Genomic DNA, 16,543 nt, shown 5'->3' with positions numbered 1-16,543 from the left:
CCCTCATCTCAGCACAATGGCACAGGAGGAGAGAGGCTTCAGATCAAATCGTAAAGCCTGAAGATCCAGGTGATCTGGTAGAGCAGGCCGGCGCCGACGAACACCGCATGAAACCGCCGGTTCGCCGTCCAGGCCGCAACGACACACAGCACGATATAGACGGCATTCCTCACCGGATATTCCCATCCGAGCGCCGCCAGATACGCCTTGCCCTTCAAAAGCGTATCCAGAAAATCCACCACATAGGTCACCGCCAGCATGCCGAAAAACCAGCGGCGCCGCGAGATGAAATATTCCTCGTAGCCGCCGTAATCCTCCAGCGTCGTCGGGAAGATCAGCACGCAGAGGAAGAAGAACAGGCAGCAGAAGCTGATGAGAAACAGGTAGACGCCGAAGGAGATGACGGCGAGCGACTGAAGGCGATATTCCCACCACCAGAAATGAATGATGAACAGGAACATCGAGGCGACCCAGCCGAGATGCACCCAGTAGACGCGGTGCTTGCCGGGCGTCTGGACGATGCCGCCGAGGCCGGTGAGCAAACGGGCGAGCGAGAGGCCGATCACCATCGACATCACAGTGCGGATGTAGACATAAACCTCCGGTGTCGCCGCCGCCTGCATCATGTCACTCCTGCGGGACCACCTTGGGTTTGCCGTCCTCGTCCAGCGCCACCATGATGAAGGTGCCGGCGGTGACCTTTTCCTGCTCGTTATAGCGCGAGCGATGCGCCCAGGCTTCCACCCGCAACGTGATCGAGGTGCGGCCGACGCGCTCCACATGCGTATAGATGGATAGCGTATCGCCGATCTTGACCGGCAGTTCGAAGGCCATTTCCTTGACCGCCGCCGTTACCACGCGGCCTCTGGCGCGCTCGGCGGCGCGGATGCCGCTTGCCAGGTCCATCTGCGCCATGACCCAGCCGCCGAAAATATCGCCAGCGGGATTGGCATCGCCCGGCATGGCCAGCGTACGCAAGGTGAGTTCGCCTGTCGGCTTGGCGGCATCGGTCATCAAGGGCTCCTCATCTGGCCGGTGATTCATCTGGACTCACCGTAATGCAAAGCCCAAGTGATGCGAAGGCCTGCGAGACAGGCGGTCCCGGTGTGTCAGGCGAAAAATATCCGCTGCCTGCGCAAGATTCTCAACTGTTGAAATTCTGTTAAAATTCAATTCTTTGATCTGAGGATAAGGGCTGCGCCCGATTGCCTCACGTAGCGTTATTTCATCACATTCTAATCAAGCTTTACCGTCCGGTAAGCGGCTCACATCAGTATTTGATAATTGTCACACATGAGAACCGCCGGAACCCCATGCGCAACATCAGGATTTCAACCCGCCTCTACAGCCTCGTCGCTTTCGCGCTCGCCGTGCTTGCCGCGACGATGATCTTCTTCCTCAATTTTTCCTATCGGGAGCTGGAAGCCGAGCGCAAAGCCGGTCTGGCGCAGATGGATGCGACGGCGCTTGCCATCTTCGACAAATATTACAAGCTGGAGCAGGCGGGCACGATGACCCGCGAACAGGCGCAGTCTGCCGCCAAGGACGTGATTGCCTCCATGCGCTACGGCGGCGGCACCGGCTATTTCTGGATCAACGACATGCATCCGACCATGGTGATGCATCCGGTCAAGCCGGAGTTGAACGGCACGGACCTCAGCCAGAACAAGGACCCGAACGGCAAGTTCCTGTTCATCGAATTCGTCAATACGGTGAAGGCGAGCGGGCAGGGCTTCGTCGATTACTACTGGCCGAAGCCGGGCGCCGATCAGCCGGTGCTGAAATATTCGCATGTGGCCGGTTTTGCGCCCTGGGGCTGGATCGTCGGCACCGGCGTCTATGCAGACGACCTTGCCGCGCTTTATCGCCAGAATGCGATATGGGCTGCGGTGCTCTGCCTGCTCGGCGCCATCGCCACGCTCGCCATCGCCTATGCCATCGTGCGCAGCGTGACCTCGCCGATTGCCCGGCTGAAGGCGGCGATGAACGCGATTGCCGATGAGGATGCGAGCGTTCAGATATCCGATGCCGACCGTCGCGACGAAATCGGCCAGATGGCGAAATCGCTGATCGTACTGCGCGATTCCGTTGCCGAGCGCGCGGAGCTGCGGGTGCGCGAGGACGAGCGCCAGCGCGAGATCGAAGGCGAGCGGCGCGGCAACGAGGCGAGCCTGCGCTCCTCCTCAGAACGCCAGACTGCGGCGATGATGGCGCTTGGCGCCGGACTGGAACGGCTTGCGGCCGGCGACCTGACCGTGGCGATCGACGATATCGGCCAGGATTATGCGAAGCTTCGCTCCGATTTCAACGCCGCCGTGGATGCATTGAACAGCGTCATCAATGCGATTGCCGAATCGAGTCATATCGTCAACGACAGCGCTCGAGATATCAGCGAGGCCACCAACAACCTCTCCAAGCGCACCGAGCAGCAGGCGGCTGCGCTGGAAGAGACGGCCGCCGCTCTCGACGAGATCACCGCGACGGTTCGCACCGCCTCCGAGCGCGCCAACGAGGCGCGTACCATGGTGGCGGAAACGAAGACCAGTGCCGGCAAATCCGGCGAGATCGTCCGCAACGCCGTCTCGGCCATGAGCCGCATCGAGGATAGTTCGAGCCGCATCAGCCAGATCATCGGCGTCATCGACGAGATCGCCTTCCAGACCAACCTCCTGGCACTGAACGCCGGTGTGGAAGCAGCACGTGCCGGTGAAGCCGGTCGCGGTTTTGCGGTCGTGGCGCAGGAAGTGCGCGAGTTGGCGCAGCGTTCGGCGAATGCGGCGAAGGAGATCAAGACGCTGATTTCGAGCTCGGCATCCGAGGTCGAAGGCGGCGTGGCGCTGGTGCGCTCCACCGGCGATGCGCTGGTCGAGATCGAGGCGCTGGTCAACCGCGTCAACGCCCATGTCGATTCCATCGCGACGGCTGCCCGCGAACAGGCGACGGGCCTTCACGAGATCAATACCTCGGTCAACCACATGGACCAGATGACCCAGCAGAACGCCGCCATGGTCGAGGAGACGACGGCGGCCAGCCAGACGCTCGCGGAGGAGAGCCAGCAGTTGCGGTCGCTGCTGTCGAAGTTCCGGCTGCGGAGCGAGACGGGGCAGGGGCAGCGTTTCGGGCGGGCTGCTTAAGGCAGTCAGGACTGTTTGAACATTGAAGGTCGCGGCAGAGGATGCCGTGGCCCTTTGCGTCCCGCATTGCGCCTTGCGATGAGTATTTTTGATGGGACCGATGAGCATGACCGAATGGATTTAGCGGTGCAGCGATAATAGCGTCGAGTTCGGCGGCCCGAGTTGCGCTGAAGAATAGTGATTTCGGAGTTTACGGCTTGCACAAGGATTTCCTCGAATTTCATTCCCTTCCGTCCGAAACCATCTTCAGGATTATCGAACGAGCCTGTGACCTGGCAAAGTGCTGGGTTGACCGCGCCATGCCTCAAAGTCTGTTCGGCAAGCGGGTCAGCCTCATTGTCGACGATAGCGGCTGGCGTAACACGACGGCTTTCGAACTGGGCGTAAAAGCGATGGGCGGTCTTTGTGTCGAAGCGCCGATCAAATTCGGCGCAGGAGAAGATGTCGCCGATCTCGCGGGCTATCTCGGCAACTGGTTTGACCTTCTCGCTGTCAGAACCAGAGAGCTCGCGACCTTGAGGGAACTCGCTTCCTCGATCCATATCCCTGTCGTCAATGCACGCACGCGATCAAATCATCCATGTGAAACGCTTGGCGATCTTGCTTATGTGAGAAACGTGCGGGGAACGATGGAGGGTCTGAAAATTGTTGGCATCGCGCCTGATGCGAACATTCTCCGTTCGTGGGTGGAAGCATCAAAGACCATGCCGATTCACGTCGTCCAGGTCTATCCCGAACGCTGGCATGTTGCTGACCCCAGTCTTCTGAACCCAAATTTCGAGACCAGCGAAGACCTGCAGCATATCCTTGAAGCGGATGTGATCGTTACTGATTCGTGGCCGAACGACGCCGGAGATCGCGAACTGCTCGATTATCAGGTGACAGCCGCACTCCTCGACAGGGGACAACGCAATACGATTTTCCTGCCGTGTCCGCCGGTTACGCGGGGGCAGGAAATGAGCGCCGATGCGATGTTGCACGCAGCCTGCCAGAGCCGCCCCGCGAAGGCGTTCTTGCTCCATGCCCAGAATGCGCTGATGGAGTGGATTACGAGTTCGCCATCGACCTCGGCGTAACCGCTTGGCGCCAAACAGTGAGAAGGTCAGGACTGAGGCTGCCAGGCCATGTCTGCCTCATCCGATACCATGCTGCTTAAGGAGCGCCTGCTCGTCGCCTGAAACCCAGCCGAAGACTTTCGCCTCTCCCTGCAGGACCTGCACGAGGTAATGCACATCGAAGTCGATTGTCGTGTCCGGCTGGTCCTTGCGGGCGTAAGTCGCCGTCCAGGCGACATGGGCTACACAATGGTTTTCATCGATCGGCGAGAGGCGGATATGCCGGAGCCGCATGCTCTTCGTGCCTATGGCCCGGTAGTGCTCATAACTGCTCGCCAGTATCTGTTTGAACTTGTCGTCATTCTTGCCGGACATCACCCCGGCAGTGGAGGCGGAGATGACATCGGAGGCATAGAGGGCTACGACCTCGGCTATGTCGGTTTTACCTGCCAGAGCCTCTCGGAAAAGGTGTGCGTAATGCTCGGACAGTTTCCTTACCGCTGCTTCCATCGGCTGCTTTCCTGAGTGTGGACCTGGCTCATGATGCAGTAGCTATGGTGATGGCTGAGGATGCCAATAGGGTCCAAGTCAATGACCGGCATTTCTCGGATCGCCAGCCTGATTGGCAGTCAGCCTGCCGAACTGGTCTGAGTGCCCTGATGGAAGAGCATCTGCCATCGCCGGCCGTCATGCTTCCAGATGGAACTGCGCAGCACATGCCGCTCGGAGCCATCCGGCTGAGTGCGCCATGTGCGGTAGGTGAGCAGGCCGGCGTCGACGGAAATGGGCGTCAAGGCATAGTCGGCCGCTTGCAGCGGGGCGTCGCCTGCATAGTTTTCCTCCTGCAACAAGAGTTCGATCATGACGTCGCGGCGATAGACCACCCCCGAGGATCCGAATTCGGCAAAGCCATCGGCCAGCAGCTCTTCGAGAGCCTCGCGGGAATGGCGCACCTCATGACGATGCAGCGCTTCTTCGCGTTCACGGATTTCTTCAATGCGGATTTCGGGTGTGTTCACTGTGTTATGCCTTTCACGAATTCCCCAGAAAACTAGAGCAGCCGGCTCATGGCGACAGCTTCCAAGGGCTTTGGATACGCTTTCTTCCCCTTGGGGCACAGATACCTCCCTAACTGGTGTGGACGTGTTCGATCAGTCAATCTCCACACGTAAAGCTTTCATTCACCGTTTTTAATTAAATTTGAATCGAGGTTTTCCGATCACAGACCGCATGCGGAAGCGATAAGTATGGCGTTTCTTTCCCTTCTTCGGCGCTCCGTCCTGCCGGCCCTGCTTTCGGCGGCATTGACGACCTGTTCGATCAGCGATGGGCTGGTGCCGCCCGAGAATGTCGACAGCAGCACGCGTGTCAGCTCCATTTCGCCGGCACGCGGCGGGGCGGTGCGCATGGCGCCGGTCCAAAGTCAGCAACCCTATCCCGGCGTAAGCACGCCTGTCGGCAATACGCAGGGGCAGATCGACTATCTCGATACGCCTAATCTTGCCGGATCAGAGACACAGCAATCTGCGCCCATGACCACGCCGCAACAGGGCCAGCAGGTCGCCTCAAACGGCAACTGGGGCGGCGTGAAGCCGCTCGCCATCCCCCCTGGTGGCGTCAACATGGATGAGGAGCTCGGCGCCGGAGCTGAGAATGAGCCGGTCGTCGGGCTGGCGCAGGACGAGCAGCAGCAGATCGCCGAGGGCGACGCCACCCAGCCCGTCGTCGACGGTATCGGCACGGACAATCCGAGACAACTGAACCAGCGCAGCGTGCCGCAGCCGGTCGCAGCCAGCCAGATGAGCCGCGCGCCGATGCGTGCGGCGAGTAACGGCGCTCAGACCTGGAGCGACGGCAGCCCGGTTCTGGCGCCGACACGGGTGCCGGAAGAGGATGAGCCGGAACAGGTCGCCATGATCAGGCCGAACAATCCCATGATGAGCGAGCCGTCAGCGCCCGTCGATCCCGGTGTCATGCCGGCCTCCGAGCTTTCCTGCCGGCGCGAATTGAAGCGCATGGGCGTGATCTTCGAGGACCGACCGCCGATCTCCAACGGGCCATCCTGCCAGGTGCCGTATCCCGTGTCACTGAAGGGGCTCTCCGGCAATATCGGCGTCAAGCCGGCGGTCGTCCTGAACTGCCAGGTTACACTCGCCTTCGCCAAATGGGTGAAGAACGAGCTCGCACCATCAGCCCGCTTCCGTTACTGGAGCGGCATTCAGACCATCGAGCCGCTCGGCGGCTATTCCTGCCGGCGCATGAACAACAGCCGCCAGAGATACAATCCGATTTCTGAGCATGCGAAGGGTAACGCCATCGATGTCGGCAAGTTCGTGCTGAAGAACGGCCACAAGATCGACGTGCGCAAGAAGGGGCTGTTCTCCTTCCGCGAAGGGCGCCTCCTGAAGGCCGTGCGCAGCGACAGCTGTAATTATTTCACGACCGTGCTCGGCCCGGGCTACAATCCGGAGCACTGGAACCATTTCCACTTCGATCTCATGTCGCGCAGGAGCGGAAAGACCGTTTGTAAGTAGACCGGCATTACGGGAAGCTCTTGATTACCTCGATATCGCCGACGATGGCGGCATTGAAGCTGTCCATCTCCTCGGCGGGTATCCAGTATTCGAGATGTGCCCGGCCGCCGGCTTCCTGCACGGCGTAGCCATCGAGATATTCCTTGCGGACCTCGAATTTGGTCACGAAGCCCGTGCCGCTTCTCGGCACGTTCCAGTCGCGGGCAATCTTGATGGCATAGTCTTCCGAAAGCACAGGATAGAAGATCGGCTGGTCGGGTAGGCGGGGCGGAAATCCGCGCATGCCGAGCTCGCGCACGAGCGCCAGTTCTTCGGGGCCTACCGGGCGCCAGAGGGTGATGGTTATATCGCTCATGAGAACTTTCTGAGGTGACAAGTTGCTGAAACTGTTAGCCGAGAATCTGTTGCGCGAGAAGGACTATTGCGGCTGACTGCGCGGCCGGCCAGAGTGCCCACATAGATCAATTCGTATTCTCAGAGCCTTGCACCATGACCGGCATTTTCCTCCTGCTCATCGGCTTTCCCGGTACCGGCAAGCTCACCATCGCGAGCAAACTCGCCCCGCATTACCGGGCTAAAATCATCGACAATCACTGGGTCAACAATCCGGTGATGGGCGTTCTCGATCATGATCTGACAAAGCCGCTGCCAAGCGAGATCTGGGAGCAGACGGGCAGGGTGCGGCAGACGGTTCTGGATACGATCGTCGCTTTCAGCGCGCCGTCAGCGAATTTCATCTTCACCCATGCCGGCATTCACGGCGATGAGCGCAGTCACCGCACCTTCCGGCAGATTGCCGATGCTGCCGGGCAGCGCGGGTCGCTGCTGGTACCGGTGCGCTTGCTTTGCGAGACGGAGGAACTGTCGCGGCGGGTTGCCATGCCGGAGCGGCGCGAGCGGCTGAAATCGGTCAATGCTGAGGCATCAAAGGAGCGCAGCCGGACGCTGCAGGTGCTCGATCCCGAGCATGCGAACACGCTCAACCTCGACGTCACCGCCATGTCTGCAGAGGAGGGCGCCGAGGCGATCCGGCGGCACGTGTCCGTCGTTTCGAGCAGGGCAGGCGGTCCGGCATCGTGAACGAGTTTACGCAACTCAGCCGCGACGAAATAGTTAAAAGTACTTTTTTGGTCCAGGATTCGCCCGCATAGGTATATTTGGAACAAATTGTCATTCGAGCAGGCAATAAAAATAATACATCCCGTCGTGGAAATTAAAATTCTAACGTTTCTTTTCGTAAATCATTTTTAATCGGTTCCACCGCAAATATGGCAAAACGCTGCGAAGGCATGATGACTTTCTGGTTGTGATGTTTCCCTCAAACTTACCGTGGGTGTGCTGTGCGATGACGTCGATCAATACCAATAATTCCGCAATGGCTGCTTTGCAGACGCTTAGAAGCGTCGGCTCCAGTCTCAACCATACGCAGAATGTCGTCTCTTCCGGCTACCGGGTACAGAAGGCATCCGACAATGCCGCCTACTGGTCGATCGCCACCACCATGCGCTCTGACAACAAGGCGCTGGGCGCCGTCGAGGATGCAATGGGCATCAGCGCCGCCAAGGTCGATACGGCCTACACGGCCATGGATTCCGCTATCGACGTCATGTCCGAAATCAAGGCCAAGCTGGTGGCCGCGACCGAAAAGGGCGTCGACAAAACCAAGGTCGGCGAAGAGCTCGAACAGCTCAAGGACCAGCTGAAAAGCATCTCGCAGTCGGCAAGCTTCAGCGGCCAGAACTGGCTCTACAAGGGTGTCAATGCGCCGCCGAGCGGTGTGCCGATCGAGCAGCTCGTTTCTTCGTTCAATCGCGGCAGCAATGGTACGGTTTCCGTCGGCACGATCGCAGTCGATGTCGACAAGCTGGCGCTGATCAGCGACCAGGCAGATTACGGCGGCCTGCTGACCATGCGCGTCACCGTGCAGCAGCCGAATGTCAGCGGCGTCGGCACCACGCCCACAGACTGGTTCCTGATCCGCTCGCAGGCAGGCTCGGCCGGCAACGAGATGAAGCTGACCTCCTCGACCACGACGCAGGATGTCCAGGGCATGCTGATGGCGGCCGACACCTATCTGACGAAGATGACCTCTTTCGCCGCCAAGCTTGGTGCGGTTTCAGCCCGTATCGACCAGGCCCATGATTTCGTCACCAAGCTCAGCGACTCCATCGATTCCGGTGTCGGCCGTCTCGTCGATGCGAATATGGAAGACGAATCCAGCCGGCTTTCTGCGTTGCAGACGCAGCAGCAGCTTGCCATCCAGTCGCTGTCGATCGCCAACAGTTCTTCCCAGAACCTGCTCAGCCTCTTCCGCGGCTAGTCCGAGCGGCTGATGCTGCTCAACTTTTTTTGCGAAAGGCCCGGCTGGAAACCTAAATGGGGCTCCGGCACGGGTCTTTCGCATTGGCGCAGACATAGCCATCCGCCTCCTCGACATTGTGCGCATGAATCACCAATCGGTTCAATGGCACGACAGCCTTCGATGCGTCATGTTCAATGCGCTTGTATCGGCGCGCGTGGCGGAGTTTGCCATGGGCCGTCCTGTCGCAACAGACCGCTTGTTCCCGCCCTGCCGCAGATCGGGCGGATGTCCGAGTTTGCGCCGGAAACCTTCGCCGCGATGAGCGGTTAGGGACACTCAGCCTGATCCTGGGGCCTGATCCCGGGGGATGAGGCGATTGCGGGGATGGATGAAGATCGACGATCTCGGGCTTCTGGCGGGTAAGCATTTGCTCATTGTCGAAAGCGGTGACATGGTCGCCGATGCGGTGCGGCTTGCGCTGGAAAAGGCCGGGGTCGTCATCGTCGGACCTGCGTCATCAGCGGAAATCGGCCTGGCGCTGCTCGATATGGCCAGGATCGACGGCGCCATTCTGGATATACGCATCGAGGGCGACGTGGTGTTTCCGCTCGCCGAGCGGCTGCAGGATGCCCAGATACCCTTTGTTTTTGCGATGCCTCATGCCGATGCGGATATCGCCGCAGGATATGGCGGCTATTTGCTCAGCGAGAACCTCTCCGCACTCGCCGAGATCGCCAAGGCGCTCTTTGCGTCGCGCGAAGACGGCGGCTGAGTCCGGCCTTTCAGAGGCCGGCAGCGTGCCTATTGTGCGATATCGTACCAAGATGCCCATTTATGGAACGAACAGGACGGTGCCTCCCTTTCTCTGAGCAGCGGAGGCCTCGATATCCGAGGGATCCACATCAAGAGCCCTCCATATGAACGGCTACGGCATCGGCCCGAGATCGGAATCGATTTTCCGAAAGCCTGATGCGTAGATTCAAAGAGTGAGTGTGTCCGAAGGGACGCACGGCTCCAGGGAGCAGTGACATGAAACATTCCCGCGACGTTCTTCAAGAGGAAGTGGTCACACTCATTCCGGCGCTCAGGGCATTTGCCCGCACCTTTTACCGGTCGTCCGCGGATGCGGACGATCTCGTGCAGGAAACGCTTGTCAGGGCGCTTGGCAATATCGAACAGTTCAAACAGGGCACGCGGATGAAATCCTGGCTGTTCACGATCATGCGCAATGCCTTCTGCACACGCTTCCGCCTCAGACAGCGCGAGACGCTCGGTTCGGAGGAATGCGCTTCGTCGCAGGGCAGCGTGCCGGCCGATCAGGAATGGCATCTGCGCGGCCATGAGTTGGAGGCTGCCTGCGGACACCTGCCGGAGCCTTACCGCGCTGCCTTCGCCTTCATCTTCGTGGATGGGCGCTCCTATGAGGAAGCGGCAGACCATTTCCATTGTCCGATCGGCACTATCAAGAGCCGGGTGAACCGCGCCCGCCACCGCATTGCGGACGATATCGGCTATCATCATTAGCCCGGATCGTTGCTAGACGGTGTCCGGCTGCTTGAGTTCGCCGATCAGCCGGCGATATTCCCGCTCGGCACGACCGTAGGAATCGCCGGCGAATTCTTCGAGGCCCGCCCGGTTGCGGACGGTGACCATGCTGCGCTCCGACCAGATGAGCAGCCTGCCTTCCAGATCATGCAGCGCGTTGGTGATGCTGGCACGGCGGACCCACAGCATGAGGGCCAGGAACTCGTGCGTCAGGCCGATGTGGTCGCCGTCGATGCGGTCGTGGCACATCAGGATCCAGCGCGCCAGCCGCGGCTCGATGGATTGATTGGCATTGGCAAGCGAGGTGAAAGCCGCCTGGACGATGAACGTCTGGACATAGCGGTTCAGGAGCCGGCGCAGAGACGGTACGGCCTTCAGCGCTTCCTGCAGCGGCTCCAGGGCGATGCGCGAACCACGCCCTTCCAGCTGCATGAAAATGTCGAAGGTCGCATGCGTGCTGTCGAGGATCGGCGTCAGCGGCACGATGCCTTCTCGCCCGACGATGCCGACCTCGCTCGATCGGTCGGCCGCCGATCTCGCGATGATCGAGGCGATGCCATCCTCGATGAAATAACAATATTTCACCTCATGGCCTGATGTCGACAGCGCAAAGCCCCGCGGCAGGACAAGCGGCTCCAGGTGAGGGGCCAGATGCCGTCTCGCCTCCTCGTCCATCCTTGCGAGCAATATATTGTCGCCCGCCGCGTAAAGCGCCTTGTCCATGGCTTTCCTCTTCGTCAAACCATCCGACTCGAGACAACGGCTGAGGTTCCCGGTTGCGGTCGATTTGCCTGCAAATCCTGCGGCCCTCACACTGTCACCAAATGGTGATCTTATTTGGGGCATTCAGGGCGCCCCGAGGGAACTTTACTAGGGTGGTCGAGTTTGAGGGGCCGACACGATCAACCGGGGGCAGGCAGCGGCGCTATTCATCATGCCAGATTGGACCATACCGCTGCATATCCGGCTTCCGGGGCAGGAGAGCCTCATCACCGTGCGTGGAACAGGCCACGCGGCAGCACTTCTCGCCGAAAAGTGGCCTGTCACCTACGGTCTGGCCTTCGAGAATGCGCTGGCCTCCTTTGCGGCCGTCTCGGAAGGCGAGCTTCTGCCAGACGAGGCGCGGGAAACCTTTATCGATGCGGCCGATGCCGCCGGCGTCCTCTGCATCGATGACGAAGCCTGATATCGCCGTCACAACCATATGGCCCGTTTCCAAGCCGACGGCAGGCGTTTTGGCCGACCGTAAGATCGAGGGGGGGAGAGTTCAGCAAGGAATTGTTAACCTTGCGCCGCCGATAAGTTCTTCATCCTCGGGTGCATGACGCAGCGATTCTCCTATCCAATGATCACTTTCTCGTTGAATAACAGAGCCTTTGATGTCGTCGATCATCACGAACAATTCCGCCATTGCCGCACTTCAAACGCTTCGCAACGTGAACGGCAGCCTTCGGGATACGCAGCAGCGCGTCTCCTCGGGCTATCGGATCGACAAGGCAGCCGACAACGCCGCCTACTGGTCGATCGCCACGACCATGCGTTCGGACAACAAGGCGCTCTCGGCGGTTTCGGATGCGCTGGGCCTTGGTGCGGCAAAGGTGGACACTGCTTATACCGCGATGTCGAGCGCCATCGACGTGGTGAGTGAGATCAAGGCGAAGCTCGTCGCCGCTTCGGAGAAGGGCGTCGACAGAGCCAAGGTGCAGGAAGAGATCGATCAGCTGCAGGACCAGTTGCTGAGCATTGCCCGGTCGGCCTCATTCTCCGGCGAGAACTGGATGATCGCCATCGACCTGACGACCCGCTCGGTCGTGTCCTCCTTCGTGCGCGACGGCAGCGGCAATGTGAAGGTGACGATGACGGACTATGTCGCCCGAAGCAGCAATCTCCTTGATTCGAATACCCTGTTCGGTGCCTGGGCGACCGGCGGCAGCCTCGAAAATCTCAACGAGGGCATACTCGGCACGAGCGCGGGAAAGTTATCCGGCCAGTCGATCTACGCACTCGACATCACGACGCTCACCACGTCGGGCGGCATCGGCAACGCGCTGCAGGATGTGGAGCAGGCGTTGGGCCTGATGGTCGCCACGGCTTCCGAGCTCGGCTCGCTGCAGAAGCGCATCACCATGCAGGAGGATTTCGTCTCCACGCTCAGCGATTCCACCGACAGTGGCGTCGGGCGGCTGGTCGATGCCGATATGGAGGCGGAGTCCTCGCGATTGTCGGCGCTGCAGACGCAGCAGCAACTGGCCGTTCAATCGCTTTCCATCGCCAACAGCGCGCCGCAGAACATTCTGTCGCTCTTCCGGAGCTGAACGAGAGCGACGAGCGCCGGCTTCAGGATGTTTTCCAAACAAAGGAGAAACGCAAAAGCTTCAAACGCGCATGTTTTTCCTTTCAGAGCGGCTGCAGAGTCGCCTGTAGGCCTTGAACCGGGGCATACGGGGAGGCTCGATGGAAAATTTTTGCGTTCTGCATTTTGTATGGAACTCTCTGCTCCCTTATGCGTTTGGCAGCATCTTCAAGGAGCGATCGGGAGGAAATCATGCAACCGAATATCAGAACGGATGCGCCTGACCGCTGGATCGGTGCCGTGGAGCTTGCGATCGTGCAGAAGGCCTTCAACCGGCTTTGCGCAGAGCGGGGTCTGTCGCGCGACTGCAAGGAAGCGCGTGAGCTCGCCCGTATGACAATCGACCTTTACCAGCAGGGCGCCGACAGCGAGTACAAGCTGCACACCATGCTGTCAGGCTCCGATTTCAAGACACCGGCCCTGTGAGAGGCGCATGGGCAATATCGTAACATTCCCGCGCCGAAATCTCCGGCCGTCGCGGTCATCCTATGTCGGCTCGGCAAGGCAGGTGGAAGGGCGGATCGCGATTCTGGAGACGATTGCGAAGATCAGCGTTCGCGACAGCGCGTTTACGCCCTATGAACAGGCTGCGCTGCTTGCGAAGCTGAGAACCGCCATGCGGGCGGAATGCGTTGCGCATAAGCTCGCGCCGGAAGAAGAGCTCGAAACGATGCGCTATGCCGAGCGGCTTCTCCACGATATCCTCGACAGCCTCAACGACTGAAGCAGCTCCCTTCACATCTTCTTGTTTCTCAGCACGCTTCCAGCCGCCATGCCGCAGTTGCGGAGCGCCATCTGCTCGTGCGAACATGCGGCCATGCTGATCCGACCTGCCAGAGCGGAAGACCGCGACGCCATCTGGACCATCCTGGAACCTGTCATCCGGGCGGGCGAGACCTATACGCTCGACCGCGACATGAGCGAAGCCGATGCGCTTAACTATTGGCTCGGCCCCGACAAGGAGACATTCGTCGCCGATGACGGCGGCAGCGTCGTCGGCACCTATTATATCAAGGCCAATCAGGCCGGTGGCGGTAATCACGTCTGCAATTGCGGCTATATGACCGCGCCGGCTGCGGCGGGCCAGGGTGTGGCGCGCATCATGCACCAGCACTCGCTTGCCCATGCGCGCCAGCGCGGCTTCCGGGCCATGCAGTTCAATTTCGTCGTCAGTTCCAACGAGCGGGCAGTGCGGCTGTGGCAGTCGCTCGATTTTCAGGTTGTCGGCCGGCTTCCGGGGGCGTTCAATCATCCCGATCTCGGCTATGTCGATGCGCTCGTGATGTTTAGGGAACTCTAGACAGCGGATTAAAGACCCTTCTCATCTGCAACAAAAAAGAAAGCCGGCCTAGGGCCGGCTTAGACGAACGCGGCTGAACAGGGGATACTGGCCGGTTCCAGGCATTTCGTGACTGACAATCAATTTCACTACAATGCCGAGGTCAGCAGAAAAGGCGTAACGAGATCGCCGAGAGGGCGGCTCCGCAAAGGGGTGGGCGGCGGGCGGGAGCCGGTGCTGTCCTCGCGTGTTCTTATGGGGGATGAACATCACCGATTGATGACATCGGGAAGGAGGCGATGATTTTCTTTTCATCGGCCGATTTTCGCTGTGGACGGGCATCCGATGCCTGACATTGTCGGCGGCTGGAATGATGGTGTGAATTCTGTGTTCAGGCTCTTCGGGATGTCAAAGCTTCACAAAGGGGCTATATAGCGGGCGAAATCGCACTGATATCCGCAAAGAGCCCCATGGCACCGATCATTTCCGTCCAAAATCTCACCAAGACCTATGCAAATGGCTTCCAGGCGCTGAAGGGCATCAACCTCGAAATCGAACGCGGCGAAATCCTGGCGCTGCTCGGGCCGAACGGGGCGGGCAAGACGACGCTGATCTCGATCATCTGCGGTATCGCCAATCCGAGCGGCGGCGTGGTCGTGGTCGACGGGCATGACGTGGTGAAGGATTTTCGCGCCACGCGCACGCTGATCGGCCTGGTGCCGCAGGAGCTGACCACCGACCAGTTCGAGACGGTGTGGAATACGGTCAGCTTTTCGCGCGGCCTGCACGGCAAGAAGGCTAATCCCGCCCATATCGAAAAGGTGCTGCGCGACCTGTCTCTCTGGGACAAGAAGGACAATATGCTGCGCCAGCTCTCCGGCGGCATGAAGCGGCGCGTGCTGATTGCCAAGGCGCTGTCGCACGAGCCTTCGATTCTTTTCCTCGACGAGCCGACGGCGGGTGTGGACGTGACGCTGCGCAAGGACATGTGGCATGTCGTCGAGCGGCTGCGCGCCGAAGGCGTCACCATCATCCTGACGACGCATTACATCGAAGAGGCCGAGGAGATCGCCGATCGCGTCGGCGTCATCAATGGCGGCGAGTTGCTGCTCGTCGAAGACAAGCAGGCGCTGATGGCCAAGCTCGGCCGCAAACAGCTGATCCTCGAACTCAACGAACCGCTGGACAAGCTTCCGGATTGCTTTGCCGGCAACGGCCTGTCGATCGAGGCCGAGGGTAACCGGCTTGTCTATGAATTCGACACGCACAACGAGCACGAAAGCGTCGCATCGCTTTTGACCCGGCTTGGGGAAAACAACGTCAATTTCCGGGATCTCTCGACGCGCCAGAGCTCGCTCGAAGATATCTTCGTATCGCTGGTAGGAGCCGCAAAGTGAACTTCGAAGCGATCAAATCGATCTATTATTTCGAGATGGCGCGCACGCGGCGCACGCTCTTGCAGAGCGTCATTTCGCCCGTCATTTCCACCTCGCTCTATTTCATCGTCTTCGGCGCTGCCATCGGCTCGCGCATCCAGGAAGTGGAGGGCGTGTCTTACGGCGCCTTCATCACGCCCGGCCTCATCATGCTGACGCTGCTCGGCCAGTGCATCGGCAACGGCTCCTTCGGCATCTATTTCCCGAAATTCACCGGCACGATCTACGAGATCCTGTCTGCGCCGGTCGCCATGACGGAAATCCTGATCGGCTATGTCGGCGCGGCGGCCACCAAGGGTCTGATCATCGGCGTCATCATTCTGCTCACGGCCAATCTCTTCGTCGATGTCCGGATTGAGCATCCCCTCATGATGGTGCTGTTCTTCCTGCTGACGGCGATCAGCTTCAGCCTGTTCGGCTTCATGATCGGCATCTGGGCGACGAATTTCGAGCAGCTCAACCTCATCCCGATGCTCGTCGTGCCGCCGCTGACCTTCCTCGGCGGCAGCTTCTACTCGATCAACATGCTGCCGCCCTTCTGGCAGGCCGTCAGCCATTTCAACCCGGTGCTCTACCTCGTCAGCGGCTTCCGCTGGAGCTTCTTCGGGATTGCCGACGTCAACCCGCTGGTCAGCCTCGGGATGATCTCGCTGTTTCTGGTGATTTGTCTCAGCACGCTTGGGTGGATCTTCAAGACGGGGTATCGGCTGCGCAACTGAGCGGGCGTCGATACGGCGTGCCACGTTGCACGCCAAATAACAGGAAGTAGATCAGCAGGAAATTACTTTCACGCCCGATAAAATCGGTTGCGTCTCTCAATTGATTCAGGCTGAATAGAGGTCAAGTCATGTTTTGAGGCGATCTGGGGCGCTGGAAAAATTATGATGCGAATGTTTTTCGCACTG

At 59.7% G+C, this 16,543-nt stretch carries 20 protein-coding genes; 14 read left to right on the top strand and 6 right to left on the bottom strand.

Going from position 1 to position 16,543, the window contains the following annotated elements:
• Window positions 1–38: 38 nt before the first annotated feature.
• The gene (locus ACK9YZ_RS10105) at window positions 39–623 is read right to left on the bottom strand and encodes a hypothetical protein (protein ID WP_216758855.1); all 585 of its coding nucleotides are present in this window, start codon (window positions 621–623) and stop codon (window positions 39–41) included.
• A gap of 4 nt (window positions 624–627) precedes the next feature.
• Entirely contained in the window at window positions 628–1,014 is a 387-nt protein-coding gene (locus ACK9YZ_RS10100) for an acyl-CoA thioesterase (RefSeq protein WP_113430227.1), read from the bottom strand.
• 299 nt (window positions 1,015–1,313) lie between these two features.
• On the opposite strand from ACK9YZ_RS10100, the gene ACK9YZ_RS10095 reads away from it, so the two are divergent.
• Together ACK9YZ_RS10095 and ACK9YZ_RS10090 are read left to right on the top strand one after the other, a co-directional pair.
• Window positions 1,314–3,134 carry a methyl-accepting chemotaxis protein gene (locus tag ACK9YZ_RS10095; protein ID WP_416066468.1) on the top strand — a complete coding sequence of 607 codons (1,821 nt, stop codon included), beginning with the start codon at window positions 1,314–1,316 and terminating at the stop codon, window positions 3,132–3,134.
• Between the two features lie 197 nt (window positions 3,135–3,331).
• Window positions 3,332–4,210, top strand: coding sequence for an ornithine carbamoyltransferase (locus ACK9YZ_RS10090; RefSeq protein WP_416066467.1), 879 nt, complete (start codon window positions 3,332–3,334; stop codon window positions 4,208–4,210).
• 57 nt (window positions 4,211–4,267) lie between these two features.
• Here ACK9YZ_RS10090 and ACK9YZ_RS10085 read toward each other — a convergent pair whose 3' ends face one another.
• Both ACK9YZ_RS10085 and ACK9YZ_RS10080 read right to left on the bottom strand, forming a co-directional pair.
• The gene (locus ACK9YZ_RS10085; protein ID WP_416066466.1) at window positions 4,268–4,699 is read right to left on the bottom strand and encodes a nuclear transport factor 2 family protein; all 432 of its coding nucleotides are present in this window, start codon (window positions 4,697–4,699) and stop codon (window positions 4,268–4,270) included.
• A gap of 119 nt (window positions 4,700–4,818) precedes the next feature.
• On the bottom strand, window positions 4,819–5,208 hold the full coding sequence (locus ACK9YZ_RS10080) for a DUF4440 domain-containing protein (RefSeq protein WP_416066465.1): 390 nt from the start codon (window positions 5,206–5,208) through the stop codon (window positions 4,819–4,821).
• 228 nt (window positions 5,209–5,436) lie between these two features.
• Here ACK9YZ_RS10080 and ACK9YZ_RS10075 point away from each other — a divergent pair, with 228 nt between their 5' ends.
• On the top strand, window positions 5,437–6,723 hold the full coding sequence (locus ACK9YZ_RS10075; RefSeq protein ID WP_416066464.1) for an extensin family protein: 1,287 nt from the start codon (window positions 5,437–5,439) through the stop codon (window positions 6,721–6,723).
• A 7-nt stretch (window positions 6,724–6,730) separates the two neighbouring features.
• On the opposite strand, the gene ACK9YZ_RS10070 is transcribed toward ACK9YZ_RS10075, so the two are convergent.
• Window positions 6,731–7,078: an ADP-ribosylation/crystallin J1 gene (locus ACK9YZ_RS10070; RefSeq protein ID WP_416066463.1), complete on the bottom strand. Its 348-nt coding sequence runs from the start codon at window positions 7,076–7,078 to the stop codon at window positions 6,731–6,733.
• A 134-nt stretch (window positions 7,079–7,212) separates the two neighbouring features.
• Between ACK9YZ_RS10070 and ACK9YZ_RS10065 the strand changes: the two genes are divergently transcribed.
• The 4 genes from ACK9YZ_RS10065 (at window position 7,213) to ACK9YZ_RS10050 (ending at window position 10,549) form a co-directional block, all read left to right on the top strand.
• Complete coding sequence (locus tag ACK9YZ_RS10065; RefSeq protein ID WP_416066462.1) at window positions 7,213–7,803, top strand: chloramphenicol phosphotransferase; 591 nt, start codon at window positions 7,213–7,215, stop codon at window positions 7,801–7,803.
• A 265-nt stretch (window positions 7,804–8,068) separates the two neighbouring features.
• Window positions 8,069–9,043: a flagellin gene (locus ACK9YZ_RS10060; RefSeq protein ID WP_216758451.1), complete on the top strand. Its 975-nt coding sequence runs from the start codon at window positions 8,069–8,071 to the stop codon at window positions 9,041–9,043.
• 370 nt (window positions 9,044–9,413) lie between these two features.
• Complete coding sequence (locus tag ACK9YZ_RS10055; RefSeq protein ID WP_216758450.1) at window positions 9,414–9,797, top strand: response regulator; 384 nt, start codon at window positions 9,414–9,416, stop codon at window positions 9,795–9,797.
• 257 nt (window positions 9,798–10,054) lie between these two features.
• A complete protein-coding gene (locus tag ACK9YZ_RS10050; RefSeq protein WP_216758449.1) occupies window positions 10,055–10,549 on the top strand; it encodes a sigma-70 family RNA polymerase sigma factor in 495 nt (164 codons plus the stop codon).
• Between the two features lie 12 nt (window positions 10,550–10,561).
• On the opposite strand, the gene ACK9YZ_RS10045 is transcribed toward ACK9YZ_RS10050, so the two are convergent.
• The gene (locus ACK9YZ_RS10045; RefSeq protein WP_416066461.1) at window positions 10,562–11,293 is read right to left on the bottom strand and encodes a Crp/Fnr family transcriptional regulator; all 732 of its coding nucleotides are present in this window, start codon (window positions 11,291–11,293) and stop codon (window positions 10,562–10,564) included.
• 211 nt (window positions 11,294–11,504) lie between these two features.
• On the opposite strand from ACK9YZ_RS10045, the gene ACK9YZ_RS10040 reads away from it, so the two are divergent.
• From ACK9YZ_RS10040 to ACK9YZ_RS10010, 7 genes are all read left to right on the top strand, one after another.
• Window positions 11,505–11,756, top strand: a complete 252-nt coding sequence (locus tag ACK9YZ_RS10040; protein ID WP_416066460.1) for a DUF982 domain-containing protein — start codon at window positions 11,505–11,507, stop codon at window positions 11,754–11,756.
• Between the two features lie 193 nt (window positions 11,757–11,949).
• Window positions 11,950–12,885, top strand: coding sequence for a flagellin (locus ACK9YZ_RS10035; RefSeq protein WP_416066459.1), 936 nt, complete (start codon window positions 11,950–11,952; stop codon window positions 12,883–12,885).
• Window positions 12,886–13,115: 230 nt separating this feature from the next.
• The gene (locus ACK9YZ_RS10030; protein WP_183734746.1) at window positions 13,116–13,349 is read left to right on the top strand and encodes a hypothetical protein; all 234 of its coding nucleotides are present in this window, start codon (window positions 13,116–13,118) and stop codon (window positions 13,347–13,349) included.
• A 7-nt stretch (window positions 13,350–13,356) separates the two neighbouring features.
• Entirely contained in the window at window positions 13,357–13,647 is a 291-nt protein-coding gene (locus ACK9YZ_RS10025; protein WP_216758445.1) for a hypothetical protein, read from the top strand.
• 93 nt (window positions 13,648–13,740) lie between these two features.
• Complete coding sequence (locus tag ACK9YZ_RS10020; RefSeq protein WP_416066458.1) at window positions 13,741–14,223, top strand: GNAT family N-acetyltransferase; 483 nt, start codon at window positions 13,741–13,743, stop codon at window positions 14,221–14,223.
• A gap of 449 nt (window positions 14,224–14,672) precedes the next feature.
• A complete protein-coding gene (locus ACK9YZ_RS10015; RefSeq protein ID WP_416066457.1) occupies window positions 14,673–15,599 on the top strand; it encodes an ABC transporter ATP-binding protein in 927 nt (308 codons plus the stop codon).
• Complete coding sequence (locus ACK9YZ_RS10010) at window positions 15,596–16,357, top strand: ABC transporter permease (protein WP_216758442.1); 762 nt, start codon at window positions 15,596–15,598, stop codon at window positions 16,355–16,357. The genes ACK9YZ_RS10015 and ACK9YZ_RS10010 overlap by 4 nt, the downstream gene beginning before the upstream one ends.
• The last annotated feature ends 186 nt before the right edge of the window (window positions 16,358–16,543 follow it).

This window comes from Rhizobium sp. ZK1 (assembly GCF_047782645.1).
Classification (GTDB): domain Bacteria; phylum Pseudomonadota; class Alphaproteobacteria; order Rhizobiales; family Rhizobiaceae; genus Rhizobium.
This window is presented reverse-complemented; position numbering and strand designations above follow the sequence as displayed.

Bases quoted from the DNA above. Each gene is read 5' to 3' on its own strand.
- ACK9YZ_RS10100 (WP_113430227.1), bottom strand. From the start codon at position 1,014: ATGACCGATGCCGCCAAGCCGACAGGCGAACTCACCTTGCGTACGCTG.
- ACK9YZ_RS10025 (WP_216758445.1), top strand. From the start codon at position 13,357: ATGGGCAATATCGTAACATTCCCGCGCCGAAATCTCCGGCCGTCGCGG.
- ACK9YZ_RS10055 (WP_216758450.1), top strand. From the start codon at position 9,414: ATGAAGATCGACGATCTCGGGCTTCTGGCGGGTAAGCATTTGCTCATT.
- ACK9YZ_RS10070 (WP_416066463.1), bottom strand. From the start codon at position 7,078: ATGAGCGATATAACCATCACCCTCTGGCGCCCGGTAGGCCCCGAAGAA.
- ACK9YZ_RS10035 (WP_416066459.1), top strand. From the start codon at position 11,950: ATGTCGTCGATCATCACGAACAATTCCGCCATTGCCGCACTTCAAACG.
- ACK9YZ_RS10020 (WP_416066458.1), top strand. From the start codon at position 13,741: ATGCTGATCCGACCTGCCAGAGCGGAAGACCGCGACGCCATCTGGACC.
- ACK9YZ_RS10095 (WP_416066468.1), top strand. From the start codon at position 1,314: ATGCGCAACATCAGGATTTCAACCCGCCTCTACAGCCTCGTCGCTTTC.
- ACK9YZ_RS10075 (WP_416066464.1), top strand. From the start codon at position 5,437: ATGGCGTTTCTTTCCCTTCTTCGGCGCTCCGTCCTGCCGGCCCTGCTT.
- ACK9YZ_RS10105 (WP_216758855.1), bottom strand. From the start codon at position 623: ATGCAGGCGGCGGCGACACCGGAGGTTTATGTCTACATCCGCACTGTG.
- ACK9YZ_RS10060 (WP_216758451.1), top strand. From the start codon at position 8,069: ATGACGTCGATCAATACCAATAATTCCGCAATGGCTGCTTTGCAGACG.
- ACK9YZ_RS10045 (WP_416066461.1), bottom strand. From the start codon at position 11,293: ATGGACAAGGCGCTTTACGCGGCGGGCGACAATATATTGCTCGCAAGG.
- ACK9YZ_RS10040 (WP_416066460.1), top strand. From the start codon at position 11,505: ATGCCAGATTGGACCATACCGCTGCATATCCGGCTTCCGGGGCAGGAG.
- ACK9YZ_RS10065 (WP_416066462.1), top strand. From the start codon at position 7,213: ATGACCGGCATTTTCCTCCTGCTCATCGGCTTTCCCGGTACCGGCAAG.
- ACK9YZ_RS10050 (WP_216758449.1), top strand. From the start codon at position 10,055: ATGAAACATTCCCGCGACGTTCTTCAAGAGGAAGTGGTCACACTCATT.
- ACK9YZ_RS10085 (WP_416066466.1), bottom strand. From the start codon at position 4,699: ATGGAAGCAGCGGTAAGGAAACTGTCCGAGCATTACGCACACCTTTTC.
- ACK9YZ_RS10030 (WP_183734746.1), top strand. From the start codon at position 13,116: ATGCAACCGAATATCAGAACGGATGCGCCTGACCGCTGGATCGGTGCC.
- ACK9YZ_RS10015 (WP_416066457.1), top strand. From the start codon at position 14,673: ATGGCACCGATCATTTCCGTCCAAAATCTCACCAAGACCTATGCAAAT.